The following is a 13698-nucleotide window of genomic DNA, read 5'->3' as shown; positions in this document are numbered from 1 at the left end:
ATGACTTTTACAATTTACAGGATATTTGAGTTATGTCTTTAAACCGCGAATCTGCGATGAATATCGCCAATGTATTAACCGAAGCACTGCCCTACATCCAACGCTTCACCGGCAAAACTGTCGTGGTGAAATTTGGCGGCAATGCAATGGAAGGCGAAGAACTGCAAAACAGTTTTGCGCGCGACATAGTGTTGATGAAACTGGTCGGCATGAACCCGGTAGTTGTGCATGGCGGCGGCCCACAAATCGGCAGCCTGTTGGAAAAACTCAATATTAAATCCGAATTTATCAACGGTATGCGCGTGACCGACAGCGCCACAATGGATGTAGTGGAAATGGTATTGGGTGGCACGGTCAATAAACAAATCGTCAGCCTGATCAACCGCAATGGCGGTCAAGCGATTGGACTAACCGGAAAAGACGGCCAATTGATTCGCGCCAAAAAACTCACCGTCACCCACAAAACGCCCGAGATGCTCGCACCGGAAATTCTGGACATTGGCCATGTAGGCGAAGTGGAAAGTGTAAACACCTCGGTGATTGATATGCTGATCAACAGCGATTTTATCCCGGTAATTGCACCGATTGGCGTAGGTGAAGACGGCTCCTCCTACAATATCAACGCCGACCTGGTGGCCGGTAAAATCGCCGAGTTTTTGCGTGCCGAAAAATTAATGCTGCTCACCAACGTGTCCGGCCTGCAGGACAAACAAGGCAATGTTTTGACCGGCCTGAGCACTGAGCAAGTGGACGGCCTTATCGCCGATGGCACCATCTACGGCGGCATGCTGCCTAAAATTGCCTGTGCGCTGGATGCGGTAAAAGGCGGTGTGACCAGTGCGCACATTGTGGATGGTCGAGTGAACCACGCCGTACTGTTGGAAATTTTTACCGACGCCGGTGTAGGCACCTTGATTACCAATAAAAACAAGTCAGCGTCTTAATTCGCAACCGACCTGCGCTGCGCGCTGACACAAGGCGCAGCGACAAGCGCATGGAAACACTATGACAAAAACCCCAAGCAAAACACCGCGACGCCAGCAAATTCTTGAATGCCTGGCGCGCATGTTGGAAGCCAGCCCGGGCGAGCGCATCACCACGGCGGCCTTAGCCAAGGAAGTCGGTGTTTCCGAAGCGGCGCTCTATCGCCATTTTCCCAGCAAATCCAAAATGTTTGAGGGTTTGATCGAGTTTATTGAAGAAACCATTTTTTCACGCATCACCCTGATTCTGGCGGATGAAAAATCCACGCTCAAACGCTGCGAAAAAATCCTCTCCCTGTTACTCACCTTTGCCGAGCGCAACCCCGGCCTAACGCGCCTGCTCACGGGCGATGCCTTGACCGGCGAAACCGAACGGCTGCGCACGCGCATCGAACAATTTTTTGATCGCATCGAAACCCAGCTCAAACAAATTTTGCGCGAAGCCGAATTGCGCGAAGGCATGCACCCGCAATTACCTGTCGCCGCTGCTGCCAATTTATTGATTGCGTTGGTCGATGGCCGTATCGCTGAATTTGTACGCACCGGCTTCCGGCGCCGCCCAACAGATTACTGGCAGGAACAATGGCAACTGATTGCACAGGGCTTTTTAGTCAATCGCGACCTGCCAACATAAACAATAACCATAAAAAAACCGGCAGATGCCGGTTTTTTTATGCTGCGCTGAAAGTATCACTGTGTGATTTCAAGAAATCGCTTGCGGTCTTCATCAAACTTTTTGGACATCTCCGTATATTCCTGCTCGCGCTGCTGAATTTGCACTTGAATATCCTTGCCTTCCTGGGTCAGGTTATTAATGCTTTTGAGTAAATCTTCCGGCAACTCACGGCCAGTGCGCTCAATGGCTGCCGCTTGCGATTGATAACCTTGCAAGCGCTGCTTGGCTGAGGTGAGATTGGCCTCCAGAATGCTGATGTTGCCGCGCAAGCTTTCCAGATTGCGCTGCTTGGCCGCTTCTATATCATCCACATTACTGTAGCTGCGACGCAACAGCAGGTCTTCGCGCTCGCGCTGCTCTTGCAGTTGTTTCTCTTCAAACAAGCGTTTTGCAACATCGCCCTCGGGCGCCGGTGGCACCACTTCAATCACCTTGCCACTGATGCTGACAACTTCATACCCCTTGCTGACGAATTCAGCGGGGATCTTGCTGTCCATCACCGTGACACCCTCGCTGTTTTTATAGCGATAGATGACCTTGCCCGGCTTATTATTCGCCTGCGTCGCCGCTGCAACACCCTGCGCAGCAATCACTCCCACTGCCAATACCACCAACAACAGTTTACGCATCTGGACTCATCACCTCGTTAGCTTTACTGCGCAGCACTTGTGAATCACGCCAGATCCACACCGTAGGTTGCGCGGTAGGTTTTGATTTTTTCCACCATCGCCTCCTGGCCAGCCTGACCTTGCAGGTAATCGATGATGTGGTTCAAATTGATAATACTGATAACCGGTATACCAAACGTCTGCTCTACTTCTTGGATCGCCGACAGCTCGCCCTGACCCTTTTCCTGGCGGTTCAAACCGATCAACACGGCGGCAGGCTGGGCGCCAGCGGCCTTAATAATCGCCATAACCTCCCTCACTGCCGTACCAGCAGTAATAACATCGTCCACAATCAGAACTTTTCCTTTTAATGGAGCTCCTACCAAAGTGCCGCCTTCGCCATGGTCTTTGGCTTCTTTACGGTTGTAGCAATAGGGCAAGTCGCGTGCGTGCTGGTCAGCCAGCGCGATAGCCGTGGTGGCCGCCAAGGGGATACCTTTATAGGCAGGGCCGAAAACTATATCGAAATCCACGCCGGATGCCGTGATGGCGGCCGCATAGTAGCGCCCTAATTCAGCCAGTGCCTGACCGGTTTGAAAACGTCCGGCATTGAAGAAGTAGGGGCTGGTGCGCCCGGACTTGAGCAAAAATTCACCAAAGCATAGGGCTTGATGTTTGACCGCCAGCTGAATGAAGTCAAATTGGTATTTTTCCATGCAAAGTATCCGACAATGAACTAAGTTTTAGATGACAAATAAATAGAATGAGGTCCCACCATGAGTGAGGCCCGCGTTTGGATCAACCTGCCTATCCAAATGTAAGGATGTGAAAAACAGTAACACCTACCACAAAAAACCCGCTTGTGGCGGTAACACAATCACATCAAGCTCGGGTATGATACACAGTCCGTAATCAAGGGGCTAACATGAGAGTTATCAGTCTTAGCGTCGATGGCATTTTTCAGGCGGCGCAACGCGGCCTATTCACTTGGCTCGCGGGTCAGGATGCCGATTTTATTTGTTTGCAAGATCTACGCGCACTCGAGCGCGAGATGGAGAAACCCGAATTTCAATTGAAGGGTTACAACGCCTATTTCTTTGATTCTGGCACCAAACATTACAATGGCGTCGCGATTTATTCACGCTTACAACCCAAAGCCCTGATTTACGGGTTAGGCTTTGCATCGGGTGTGGATATGGAAGGTCGCTATCTGCAGGTGGATTTTGAGCAACTGAGCATCGGCTCACTGCTCGCACCCAGCGCCAGTTCAGAATTGGAATCCCAGGAAGTCAAAATCAAATTCTTTGACGATTTCCAGGCCCATTTGGACAAAATCACGCGCAAACGTCGTGAATATATCTTCTGCGGTAACTGGCAGATGGCCCACACCCCCAAGGATGTGAGCAACAGTGCAGAAAACCAGCACAATTCCGGCTTCCTCCCCCATGAACGTCAATGGTTGAGCCAGTTGTTTAACCAAATCGGCTACGTTGATGCCTTCCGCAAGGTCAACAAAGACAGCGATGAATACAGCTGGTGGCCGAAAGGTTTAAAAGGTGATGGCGATGGCTGGCGCACCGATTTCCAAGTGGTGTCCAACAGCCTTGGCGGTAAAGTGGAATACGCTGCGATTTACAAAACCCAGCAGTTTTCCAGCCATATGCCGGTCATTATCGATTACGACATAGAGCTGTAAGCACTTCCAATACCCAATAAAAAACCCGCTGCTGCGGGTTTTTTATTGGCCATCATTTAGCGATGGTTTGGCAGGGCTAATGAATTACTCGCTGGCCAACACATCGTAAACTACAACCTTGCTCCACAGGTGCTGGTTCTCTTCAACAAACTTTTGGTGGATGGGGTGAACCTGGTAAATATCCTGCCCGGCAACATCATCAAACCCCAGCAGCTCCGATACTTGATAGGAATTGTCCACCACCTCGCGCTTTTCGGTGGAGGCTGGAACACCCACATGGAAGCTGCGCACAGTTTCAATTGCGGCCAGGGTTTTGATCCCGGCAATTAATTGATCGCGATCGGCTTTGGAATCCGGGTTTTTCAACCAGAAGAATACGTGGTGCAACAATTTGGGCATGGCAGTGGTTCCCGTTGCAGGTTTGGCAAGTGCATCGCCGGCCATTAAGGCGGCTCCGGCAATAGCGGTAGTGGTCATGAAGTCGCGGCGTGTCGTAGTCATGTTGGCTCCTTTTTATTAACGTCAGGTGGTGAAAAATGACTGTGAATCACAGGGAGCACAATAATTTTTACGCAATATTACTCAAGCGCGCCGGATTCCTTTATATTCCCGAACACAGCTCTGGGGCAGATAATAAATCCATAACCCAACATCAATAGCATAAGTGCGGAGCCAACATGAATATCCGAAAAACGAGTCTATTCCTTAGCGGACTCTTATTGAGCAGCCTATCCATCGCCCATGAAGGGCACGACCACCATGGGCTGAGCAGTGCAGAAACACAGCAACAAGCGATGGATGGCAAGCTGTGCATCCTCAAAAAACAAGGTTACTCTCTGGGCGCCATTGTGGAACACAACGGAAAAATATTTCGCTGTGTAAAAGCCTGGGATGAGGATATGCAGGAGCAAAAAACCCTGGTGTGGATTGAGTTAATCCTGAAAGATAAAACCCTCATTACCGCTCCCTGAGTGCAATCCGCTTCCAGGGCTTTGCCTCGGGAGCGGGTCACTAGTTTACGGCTCTAGCGGCATAAATCCCTGCAATACCCGATTGAGAAACCGACGACCCAAGGCCGTAGGCCGCACAGTGCCTTGTACTATTTCCACCAGTCCCTGCTGCGTTAATTGCTGCCATGGTGTTGCAACGGCTTGCCAATCCAATCCGGTTCGCGCCGTGAAAAAACGTTGCGGTACACCCGCAGTGAGGCGCAGGGCGTTCATCATAAATTCCAGTGGTAACCCAGCAGGCAACAATAAATCGCTACCACCACCAAATGTATTTTGATGGCCGCCCAGGTTGGTGGAGATTTTTTGGGAGTTGGCCGCGTCCAAATAATGTTTGGGTAAGCGGGTTTTCCACAAGCGCAGAATTTTATCTTCGGCAGGCAAAGTAATTTTTCCGTGAGCGCCCGCCCCTATTCCGAGATAATCGCCAAACTCCCAGTAGTTGAGATTATGGCGCGCGCGTTTTTTGTCGCGCGCATAGGCAGAGATTTCATATTGCTCATAACCCGCTGCGGCTAATAGCTCGATACCAGCGTCCTGAATATCAGCCAGGATGTCCTCTTCCGGCAATACCGGTGGTGCGGAATAAAACGCCGTATTTTGCTCGATAGTGAGTTGGTACCAGGAGAGATGTTCCGGTGCAAGGTCAATGGCCTGTTGCAAATCAGCGGTAGCGGCAGCCACAGATTGTTCGGGCAAGCCGTGCATTAAATCCAGGTTGATATTATTGAACCCAGCGGAGCGCGCAACACCTACTGCACGCAAGGCTTCATCGCGACCGTGTACGCGGCCCAGCAATGTTAATTGCCGATCATTAAAACTTTGAATACCGATGGATAAACGATTCACACCGGCGGCGCGAAAACCGGAGAACTTTTCCTGCTCGAAAGTACCGGGGTTTGCCTCCAGGGTAATTTCAATATCCGGCTCAAAACCAATAATAGCTTCAGCATCTTTTAATATCTGCCCAATCGCCTGCGCCGACAACATACTCGGCGTGCCACCACCAAAAAAAATGCTGGTAAGTTTGCGGCCTTGGGCAAGCACTTGGTCCTGTTGCAAATCCAAACGCAGCGCGTTGACATAGTCTGCTTCAGGAATATCATTGCTGGCTTGATGGGAATTGAAATCGCAATAGGGGCATTTGCGAATACACCAGGGCACATGAACGTAGAGCGCAAGTGGTGGTAATTCCAGCGATAATGGCGGCAGCGACATTAGTGCTTACCCATGAATGTCGATAGTTTTTGTAACAATTCCTGCATAGCTTTACCGCGATGACTGATACGATTTTTTTCTGCCTTGTCCAATTCGGCGGACGCGCAATGGTGTGTCGGTACAAAAAATAAAGGGTCATAGCCAAAGCCACCGTCGCCGCGCGGTTCGGTAAGAATCACACCCTCCCAAGTGCCGTGGCATAAGATCGGGGTGGGGTCTTCTGCATGACGCATAAACGCCAGCACGGCGTGATACCGCGCCGTGCGTTTTTCGGCGGGAACGCCGTGCAATTCCTGTAGAAGCTTTGCATTATTATCAGCATCTTTCGCCGCTTCACCGGCATAGCGCGCAGAATAAATACCGGGGCGACCGTTTAAGGCATCCACTTCAATACCCGAGTCATCCGCAATGGCAGGCAAGCCGGTTTTTGCGCAGGCATAGCGCGCTTTGATGATGGCATTTTCAACAAAGGTCAAGCCGGTTTCTTCTGCATTTTCACTGAAAAAATCCGACTGCGGTACCACCTCAAAACCACAGCCACTGAGTAGCTGTTGGAACTCGCGCAATTTCCCGGCATTACCGCTGGCCAATACTATTTTTTTCATCGTGTTTTTTCCCATGACTAGGTGCCAGAAACAAAAGGCGCCTATTGGCGCCTTTTGATCTACAACATTATTGGCTTATTTGTCCGCGTAGAGCGTGCGATTAAACGTAATGCTCAATGGCCGCGCGACACCGTCCACTTGCAGCTCAATATCAAAATGCAACAGCTCTTCATTGTTAAACACAAATGGCGCCAGGTAATAGGTCGCCTCACCTTCATTCACTTCAATAAATTTCAAGGTTTGTTTTTGCTGCATTAAATTGCGTCGGGCGCCGCTCACCTTCGCTGGCAACCCCAAGCTCGTTACACCCTTGTCAGTTTTGGTCACACTGATATTCACCAGCGCGCGATCTTTACCGCGCACCAGTTTGTAGGCTTCCGCTATATTTGCCGGAATATCGGTGCTGTTAAACACATTGTAGTGAACCGTGTAGGCACCGAATTTCTGCTGCGTGGCAATTTCTTTGGGCTGATCAATTTGCGCCTGCGCCGTCAGGGCGACCGCACTTAATAACAAACCATATAAGAAGGTTTTCATTCTATTGCTCCTCATCATTGCTCAGTGGCTATTTACTCAAATGGTAAATGGCCGTTTCACCAAACAGGTTGGGCATAAAATCTTTCAGAGTCTGTCCGGACTGTTCGTTCACTACCTGACGATGGATCACTTTAATGTTGCGCTCGCGACACAGCACTTCAAAATCCTTAAAGGTACAGAAGTGAATGTTGGGCGTGTCATACCATTCGTAAGGCAGTAAATCCGACACTGGCATACGGCCGCGCGTGGCGAGATAAAAGCGCGCTTTCCAGTGACCAAAGTTGGGGAAGGTGACAATACATTCTTTGCCTACGCGCAGCATTTCATCCAATACCAGGTGCGGGAAATGCAAGGTTTGCAGCGCCTGTGTCATCAGCACTGTGTCGAAACTTTTATCGGCAAAATTGCCCAGACCGCGGTCCAGGTTTTGCTCGACCACATTTAATCCTTTGTCGATGCAGGCATTGATTTGTTCGGCATCAATTTCCAAACCATAGCCTTGCACTTGTTTGGTATCGATCAAAAATTTTAACAGCGTGCCATCGCCGCAGCCCAAATCGAGAATACGGCTGCCTTGTGTGATCCAATGTTGGATTTCGTTCAGATCTATACGCATCAGATTTTCACTCCGGCAAGGTAGCGACCGAAAACTTGCTGGTAGCGTTCATCCGGCAATAAGAAGGCGTCGTGACCATGTTTGGATTCAATTTCCGCATAGCTCACTGAGCGATTGGCGCCCACCAAGGCGTTGACGATTTCATGGGAGCGCTCGGGTGCAAATCGCCAGTCGGTACTGAAGGAAATCACTAAAAATTTTGCCTGGGTTTGTTTGAAGGCCAGCACCGGGTCATCGTTGTATTCGCGGGCAAGATCAAAATAATCCAGCGCTTTGGTGATGCGAATGTAAGAGTTCGCATCAAAGGTATTGGCAAAACTGTCACCCTGGTAGCGCAGGTAACTTTCGATTTGGAATTCCACTGGCTCATCGCTGCCGAGCTCAAAACTGCCGCTGCGCAAATCGCGGCCAAATTTTTCGCCCATCGCATAATCCGACAGATAAGTGATGTGGCCGATCATGCGCGCTACCGCCAAACCATTTTTGGGAATGGTGTTGTGCGCGAGGTAATCGCCGTCAAAAAAATTGGGGTCGCTGACAATCGCTTTGCGCGCCGCTTCGTTAAACGCAATGTTTTGCGCGGAGAGTTTCATCGCCGAGGCGATAACCACCGCGTGGCGAATACGCTGCGGGAAATCCAGCGCCCAGCGCATCACTTGCATACCGCCGAGGCTGCCGCCAATCACCGCGGCCCATACATCAATGCCCAACACATCCGCTAACCGCGCCTGGCTGGCAACCCAGTCGCGCACGCGGATCATCGGAAAGTCCGCGCCCCAGGCCTTGCCGGTAGCGGGGTTGATGGAGCGTGGGCCGGTCGAGCCATGGCAACCGCCGAGGTTATTCAGCGCCACCACAAAAAATCTGTTGGTATCGATCGGTTTACCGGGGCCGATGTAGGCATCCCACCAACCCGGACGCTTATCGTCCATGCTGTGGTAACCGGCGGCGTGGTGATGACCGGAGAGCGCATGGCAAATGAGTACGGCATTGGATTTTGCCGCGTTCAACTGGCCGTAGGTTTCATAGACCAATTCATACTCATCAAGCGTGCGACCACAGGCCAGCAAGAGCGGCGCGGTGAAGCGATGGGTTTGGGGAGTGACAAGACCCACCGAATCAGCGGGTATTTGGTTTGGCATGGTGATCTCTTTACCGCAAGAAGACGTGGGGCGCCAGCGACGGCGCGCCCAATCGACATTAAATGATGCGACAGTCTAAAGAGAGCACCTGCCTGCTGCAAGGTAGAGTTTATGAGTTGCCTTGCAGCACCTGTTTGCTTTTGGCAAATGGCAACACGCGCGCCACCGGTTTGGGCGCCACCACCGGCGCATCATCCATCAATTCCGGCTCCAGCGGCTCCGCCAGAATCTCGCGGTAGAGCGGTTCAATACTCGCCAGCGCGGACTGTAATTGATAGAGGTTGGTCTGCAAGGTCTGCAATTGTTCAGCCTGGGTGTTGCGCTGGGCCTGCATCTGGGTCAGGCGCAGCATATGGTGTTCGAGCAATTGTTTTTGGTATTGGTTTTGATGGAACAGCGGCGCCAGGGCTTCTTGCAACCACTGACTGATGTGCTGGTGCAGATCCACATATACCGCGCGCACTTCCTGCACCAGGGTGTTGATAAACCGGCTGATGAGTGCACTTTTGTGGGTGAGCACGGTAGTGAGCGCCCTGCGGAATTCATCGGCACGGGCCTGCAACTGGCGCAGTTGGCGACGCTGTTTCTGGATCTTCAGCAGGTGGCGCATCATCAAATCATCCCCTGGCAGGCTGTGTTCGGGGCGCTCGTAAATCGAGGTCAGTACGCGATTGCAGCGCTCAATTTCCCGCTCCAGATGGTTTACATTGCTGTCTACCGCATCAAAGAAACTGGCGATGGCGCGCGCTAAGCCAAGGGTTGTCCAACTTTGGGCAAGGTTGCTGTGTGCTTCTGCAATTTGCTGGTCGAGCAATGGCATGCTAATGGGGCTCAACAGCGACACTTGCTGCGACTCCAACAGGCGCTGGCTGGTGCGCAATGAGAGCGCCTGTTTGTGGTACTCGTGATGGGTGCGACGAATGGTATCGCGCAATGCTTGCAGTTTTTCGGCGGCATCTTCCGGCGCGGTGGTGCGCAAGCTTTCTAATTCTACCTCGCACTCGGCAATGCGTTTGACCAGGCCGGAGCGGGTATTGATCACCATGGCATAGCTGTCGCCAATCAGCGAGTGCCCAATAATTTGCTGCTGGTTGCGCAATACCGCCTCCGCCAGCATGGACTCCAGCTGCGGGAAGTTACTGCGCGCCAGTTGTGCCTGATTGCGCCCTACTTTGCCCAACAACCCCTGCTTGGCTGAGAGCGCCACTACGTGCTGCGGTGCCAGATCCAGTTGGTGAGCGGTGAGTTGGCGCAGGCGATCAATGTTCGCCTCCACCTCATGGGCGGGGGTCAAATCGTCCCATAGGCTATCGATTTTGTTGAGCAGGGCGATGACGGCAGTGCAGTTATTGTCGCGCAGGCTCTGGATATGTTCGCGCCAGATATCCATGTCGCTGGCGGTCACACCGGCATCGGCAGAGAGCAAAAACAGAATCGCCTGGGCATCGGGCAGGGTTTTTAAGGTGAGTTCAGGCTCATTGCCCAGTGCATTCAAGCCGGGGGTATCCACAATGCGCAACCCTTGGCGCAGTAGCGGGTGATCAAGGCTGATCAGGGCATGACGCCAGGCGGGAACGGTAACCATGCCGTCGCTATCGCGCTCGCCCAGCTCGTCCTCGGCAAAACCCAGCTTGATAGCATCGGCCACACTGACCTGTTTACTGGCCGATACCTGATTAATCGCCGCACGCGTTTGGTCGTAATCACTGGCATCGAATTGGATGGTCACCCAATTTTGCGGGATACGTTTGAAACTTTGCAGGCTGGTATTGGTGCGACGGGTTTCAATGGGCAACAGGCGGACGCAATTGGCGGGCTGCTGGGCATCCCAAAAAATTTCTGTGGGGCACATAGTGGTGCGCCCTGGTTGCGATGGCAGCAGGCGTCGCCCACCACCGGTATAGAGCAGCGCATTGATCAGTTCGGTTTTACCGCGCGAGAACTCACCCACACAGGCAATGGTGAAACTCTCACCGCGCAGCAACTGCCGGGCGCGATTGAGGGTTTTATCCATACTCTGCCCCAACAAGCGATGGGCCTGGCCCCATTGCTCAAAGCGCTGCAAACGCTCATCCAACTGGCGTTTCCATCGATTGTAATGGGTCATCTGGCGATGCAAGGATCTCACGTCCATAGCGATAATCTCGTCTGCTGCTAGTAATAACCCAAGGAAATAACCAAAGGGCGATTACATAATTATTGTAAGTAGACGAGCATTAAAACCGAAAAACACACCATTGGCTAGAAGTTGAGCAGCCAGTGGTCGGTTGTGTGGATGAATGGCGGGGAATTCAGCAGGTTACCGGCAGGAACTGGGCGCAACACCCAGTAGCTCCTGCCAGTCTGTAACAGAGGGATTATCAGGACCAATAACCCAATACAACCTGCGGGTTAACACTGAGGAACATGGCGAAGCGGATGATCAACATATCCACGACCTGTAACCCCAGGAGGATAATAATGGGCGATATGTCGATCACCCCGCCCAATGGCGGAATCACTTTGCGAATGGGCGCAGTGAGCGGGTTGATGATTTGGTTGGCGAGGGTCAGGAGCGGGTGATGGCTCATGGGCGCGATAAAGCTGCCAATAATGCTGATGATCATGCACCAGAAGAAAATGTTGGAAATAATGGTGAGCGCACCGGCAAAGCCCCAAGCCAACAGGATATGCGGCAGGGCGATCAACCCTGTTAAGCCAGTGATAAGGCAGAGGATAGCGCTGGCGAACAACTGCACCAACAGGATCAGCACCACGGATGCCATATCGATACCCAGCAACCCGGGGATCACTTTGCGCAGGGGTTTTAGGAGCGGCATGGTGATTTTCACAATCGCCTGCGACACGGGGTTATAAAAGTCCGCGCGCACTATCTGTAACAGGAAACGCAGCACCACAATGATCAAAAACAGTGACAACAAACTGTAGGCAATCAAATGCAAAATATTGGCAAACATGCAAAGCTCCGGTGATGAAAGAAATTCTGGCCTGACAACAGGCGTCGTTACTTACCTAATACTTCCGACAATTCCACCGCCCGATTGCTGCAAGCCGTCATGGCGCGGGCAAAAACCGCGCGGATATTATCCTGCTCAAATGACAGTATCGCCTGCTCGGTGGTGCCTTTGGGCGAGGTGACACGGCGGCGCAGTTCGGCCACATCATACTCACTTTCTTTGGCGAGCATGGCGGCACCCAGCGCGGTTTGCAAGGTCAGCTCGGTCGCACAGTCGCGACTCAAGCCCAACTCGACGCCCGCATCGATCATCGCTTCCATGATCAAAAAGAAATAGGCCGGGCCAGAGCCAGAGACGGCGGTAACCGGATTCAACAAGCGCTCATCATCCAGCCACTGCACTATACCCACCGCACCCAGCATCGCATTGGTGAGGGACTTATGCTCGTCACTCACGCGCGCCGTCGCAAACAGGCCGCTGGCGCCCGCGCGCAGTTGCGAAGGCGTATTGGGCATGCAGCGCACTATGGGCAAATCGTCACCTAACCAAGCGCCGATACTCTCCGTGGTAATCCCGGCAGCGAGGGAGATGATCAGCGGCTGGTGCGCCAGTGAATCGCGCAGTGCCAGCGTCACCTCTTTGAGCATTTGCGGTTTAACCGCCAGCACGACTACATCCGCCCAGGCAGCAGCGGCGTTATTGTCCGTTGTGGTTTCAATCGCAAATTCCTGCTGCACCCTGTCCAGGGTTTCCTGACGCGGACCTGCAGCGAGAATCTGGCTGCGGTTGAAACCCTCGGCGAGCAAGCCGCCGATAATCGCCTTGGCCATATTGCCGGCGCCGATAAATGCAATCTTGGATGTAGCCACAATAAATCCTTAACAGAAAGTAGAAGTCATCAACCAGCGACGGGCGTTGCCCGCGCGCCAAAAATATCCGTACCGACACGCACAAACGTCGCGCCTTCGGCAATGGCCGCCTCCAGATCACCCGACATACCCATGGACAGGCAATCCAATCCATACCCTTGCTGATTTAACTGCACCAGCGCACGGTGCAGCCTGGCAAAGGCAGCGCGCTGCTGGTCAGTATTGTTGGTCGCGGCGGGAATCGCCATCAAACCGCGCAAGGTCAGACGCTTCAATGGCGCAATGGCAGCGACCAAAGTGGGCAGCTCGTCGAGACTAACACCCGACTTGGTCGTTTCATCGTCTATATTCACTTGCACACAGATATTCAATGGCGGCAAGGATTCCGGCCGCTGATCGTGCAAGCGCTGGGCAATTTTAAGCCGATCCACCGAATGTACCCAGTCAAAATGTTCGGCGATGGGACGGGTTTTGTTGGATTGAATCGGACCGATAAAATGCCATTCGATACCCGCCAAACTAGCAAGCTGGACTTGTTTGTCCAGCGCCTCCTGCAGGTAGTTTTCACCGAAGGCGCGCTGCCCCCAGGCATAGGCTTCAGCCAAGGCTTGCGCCGGTTGGGTTTTGCTCACAGCGATCAACTGCACAGTTTGCGGATTTCGTCCGACGGCTGTAGCGGCTTGATGAATTCGTGCGGTGACTTTCGCGAGCTGGTCGTCTATCTTGTGCATATTCCGTTTTCTTAAAAATCGCTGAAATTGCCCACAAACGTCTGCGGTGCAGA

At 52.4% G+C, this 13698-nt stretch carries 16 protein-coding genes; 4 read left to right on the top strand and 12 right to left on the bottom strand.

The window, feature by feature from the left end; genetic code table 11:
- Positions 1 to 32 precede the first annotated feature (32 nt).
- Positions 33 to 944: an acetylglutamate kinase gene (gene argB, locus B0D95_RS15380; protein WP_078044725.1), complete on the top strand. Its 912-nt coding sequence runs from the start codon at positions 33 to 35 to the stop codon at positions 942 to 944.
- A gap of 61 nt (positions 945 to 1005) precedes the next feature.
- The gene (gene slmA, locus B0D95_RS15375) at positions 1006 to 1617 is read left to right on the top strand and encodes a nucleoid occlusion factor SlmA (protein WP_078044724.1); all 612 of its coding nucleotides are present in this window, start codon (positions 1006 to 1008) and stop codon (positions 1615 to 1617) included.
- A 56-nt stretch (positions 1618 to 1673) separates the two neighbouring features.
- On the opposite strand, the gene B0D95_RS15370 is transcribed toward slmA, so the two are convergent.
- Positions 1674 to 2288 (bottom strand): hypothetical protein, encoded by a 615-nt coding sequence (locus tag B0D95_RS15370; RefSeq protein ID WP_078044723.1) that lies wholly within the window; start codon positions 2286 to 2288, stop codon positions 1674 to 1676.
- Positions 2289 to 2332: 44 nt separating this feature from the next.
- Positions 2333 to 2983 carry an orotate phosphoribosyltransferase gene (pyrE, locus tag B0D95_RS15365; RefSeq protein WP_078044722.1) on the bottom strand — a complete coding sequence of 217 codons (651 nt, stop codon included), beginning with the start codon at positions 2981 to 2983 and terminating at the stop codon, positions 2333 to 2335.
- Between the two features lie 209 nt (positions 2984 to 3192).
- Between pyrE and B0D95_RS15360 the strand changes: the two genes are divergently transcribed.
- Positions 3193 to 3963 (top strand): exodeoxyribonuclease III, encoded by a 771-nt coding sequence (locus B0D95_RS15360; RefSeq protein WP_078044721.1) that lies wholly within the window; start codon positions 3193 to 3195, stop codon positions 3961 to 3963.
- A gap of 84 nt (positions 3964 to 4047) precedes the next feature.
- Here the strand turns inward: B0D95_RS15360 and B0D95_RS15355 are convergent, their stop codons facing one another.
- Positions 4048 to 4464, bottom strand: a complete 417-nt coding sequence (locus tag B0D95_RS15355; RefSeq protein ID WP_078044720.1) for a Dabb family protein — start codon at positions 4462 to 4464, stop codon at positions 4048 to 4050.
- A gap of 176 nt (positions 4465 to 4640) precedes the next feature.
- Here B0D95_RS15355 and B0D95_RS15350 point away from each other — a divergent pair, with 176 nt between their 5' ends.
- The gene (locus B0D95_RS15350) at positions 4641 to 4934 is read left to right on the top strand and encodes a DUF1496 domain-containing protein (protein WP_078044719.1); all 294 of its coding nucleotides are present in this window, start codon (positions 4641 to 4643) and stop codon (positions 4932 to 4934) included.
- A 45-nt stretch (positions 4935 to 4979) separates the two neighbouring features.
- Here B0D95_RS15350 and hemW read toward each other — a convergent pair whose 3' ends face one another.
- The 9 genes from hemW to B0D95_RS15305 form a co-directional block, all read right to left on the bottom strand.
- Positions 4980 to 6188: a radical SAM family heme chaperone HemW gene (gene hemW / locus B0D95_RS15345; protein ID WP_078044718.1), complete on the bottom strand. Its 1209-nt coding sequence runs from the start codon at positions 6186 to 6188 to the stop codon at positions 4980 to 4982.
- A complete protein-coding gene (locus B0D95_RS15340) occupies positions 6188 to 6793 on the bottom strand; it encodes an XTP/dITP diphosphatase (protein ID WP_078044717.1) in 606 nt (201 codons plus the stop codon). The genes hemW and B0D95_RS15340 overlap by 1 nt, the downstream gene beginning before the upstream one ends.
- Before the next feature lie 75 nt (positions 6794 to 6868).
- Positions 6869 to 7330: a DUF4426 domain-containing protein gene (locus B0D95_RS15335; protein WP_078044716.1), complete on the bottom strand. Its 462-nt coding sequence runs from the start codon at positions 7328 to 7330 to the stop codon at positions 6869 to 6871.
- Between the two features lie 28 nt (positions 7331 to 7358).
- On the bottom strand, positions 7359 to 7946 hold the full coding sequence (gene metW / locus B0D95_RS15330) for a methionine biosynthesis protein MetW (RefSeq protein WP_078044715.1): 588 nt from the start codon (positions 7944 to 7946) through the stop codon (positions 7359 to 7361).
- Complete coding sequence (locus tag B0D95_RS15325) at positions 7946 to 9088, bottom strand: homoserine O-acetyltransferase (RefSeq protein WP_078044714.1); 1143 nt, start codon at positions 9086 to 9088, stop codon at positions 7946 to 7948. Before B0D95_RS15325 ends, metW begins: the two co-directional genes overlap by 1 nt.
- Before the next feature lie 109 nt (positions 9089 to 9197).
- Complete coding sequence (locus B0D95_RS15320; protein ID WP_246841621.1) at positions 9198 to 11222, bottom strand: dynamin family protein; 2025 nt, start codon at positions 11220 to 11222, stop codon at positions 9198 to 9200.
- Between the two features lie 226 nt (positions 11223 to 11448).
- Complete coding sequence (locus B0D95_RS15315; RefSeq protein ID WP_078044712.1) at positions 11449 to 12045, bottom strand: YggT family protein; 597 nt, start codon at positions 12043 to 12045, stop codon at positions 11449 to 11451.
- 47 nt (positions 12046 to 12092) lie between these two features.
- Positions 12093 to 12875, bottom strand: a complete 783-nt coding sequence (gene proC, locus B0D95_RS15310; RefSeq protein ID WP_246841796.1) for a pyrroline-5-carboxylate reductase — start codon at positions 12873 to 12875, stop codon at positions 12093 to 12095.
- Between the two features lie 68 nt (positions 12876 to 12943).
- Entirely contained in the window at positions 12944 to 13645 is a 702-nt protein-coding gene (locus tag B0D95_RS15305; protein ID WP_078044710.1) for a YggS family pyridoxal phosphate-dependent enzyme, read from the bottom strand.
- Between the last annotated feature and the right edge of the window lie 53 nt (positions 13646 to 13698).

It is taken from the genome of Cellvibrio sp. PSBB023 (genome assembly GCF_002007605.1).
In the GTDB taxonomy this organism is placed as follows: domain Bacteria; phylum Pseudomonadota; class Gammaproteobacteria; order Pseudomonadales; family Cellvibrionaceae; genus Cellvibrio.
The sequence above is the reverse complement of the archived record's forward strand: the minus strand, read 5'-3'. Positions and strand labels throughout refer to the sequence as shown.

Excerpts from the sequence above, each read along its gene's own strand:
- B0D95_RS15335 (WP_078044716.1), bottom strand. The coding sequence starts at position 7,330 with ATGAAAACCTTCTTATATGGTTTGTTATTAAGTGCGGTCGCCCTGACG.
- proC (WP_246841796.1), bottom strand. The coding sequence starts at position 12,875 with ATGGCCAAGGCGATTATCGGCGGCTTGCTCGCCGAGGGTTTCAACCGC.
- hemW (WP_078044718.1), bottom strand. The coding sequence starts at position 6,188 with ATGTCGCTGCCGCCATTATCGCTGGAATTACCACCACTTGCGCTCTAC.
- B0D95_RS15340 (WP_078044717.1), bottom strand. The coding sequence starts at position 6,793 with ATGAAAAAAATAGTATTGGCCAGCGGTAATGCCGGGAAATTGCGCGAG.
- pyrE (WP_078044722.1), bottom strand. The coding sequence starts at position 2,983 with ATGGAAAAATACCAATTTGACTTCATTCAGCTGGCGGTCAAACATCAA.
- B0D95_RS15370 (WP_078044723.1), bottom strand. The coding sequence starts at position 2,288 with ATGCGTAAACTGTTGTTGGTGGTATTGGCAGTGGGAGTGATTGCTGCG.
- B0D95_RS15320 (WP_246841621.1), bottom strand. The coding sequence starts at position 11,222 with ATGGACGTGAGATCCTTGCATCGCCAGATGACCCATTACAATCGATGG.
- argB (WP_078044725.1), top strand. The coding sequence starts at position 33 with ATGTCTTTAAACCGCGAATCTGCGATGAATATCGCCAATGTATTAACC.
- B0D95_RS15355 (WP_078044720.1), bottom strand. The coding sequence starts at position 4,464 with ATGACTACGACACGCCGCGACTTCATGACCACTACCGCTATTGCCGGA.
- metW (WP_078044715.1), bottom strand. The coding sequence starts at position 7,946 with ATGCGTATAGATCTGAACGAAATCCAACATTGGATCACACAAGGCAGC.
- B0D95_RS15325 (WP_078044714.1), bottom strand. The coding sequence starts at position 9,088 with ATGCCAAACCAAATACCCGCTGATTCGGTGGGTCTTGTCACTCCCCAA.
- B0D95_RS15350 (WP_078044719.1), top strand. The coding sequence starts at position 4,641 with ATGAATATCCGAAAAACGAGTCTATTCCTTAGCGGACTCTTATTGAGC.
- slmA (WP_078044724.1), top strand. The coding sequence starts at position 1,006 with ATGACAAAAACCCCAAGCAAAACACCGCGACGCCAGCAAATTCTTGAA.
- B0D95_RS15315 (WP_078044712.1), bottom strand. The coding sequence starts at position 12,045 with ATGTTTGCCAATATTTTGCATTTGATTGCCTACAGTTTGTTGTCACTG.
- B0D95_RS15305 (WP_078044710.1), bottom strand. The coding sequence starts at position 13,645 with ATGCACAAGATAGACGACCAGCTCGCGAAAGTCACCGCACGAATTCAT.
- B0D95_RS15360 (WP_078044721.1), top strand. The coding sequence starts at position 3,193 with ATGAGAGTTATCAGTCTTAGCGTCGATGGCATTTTTCAGGCGGCGCAA.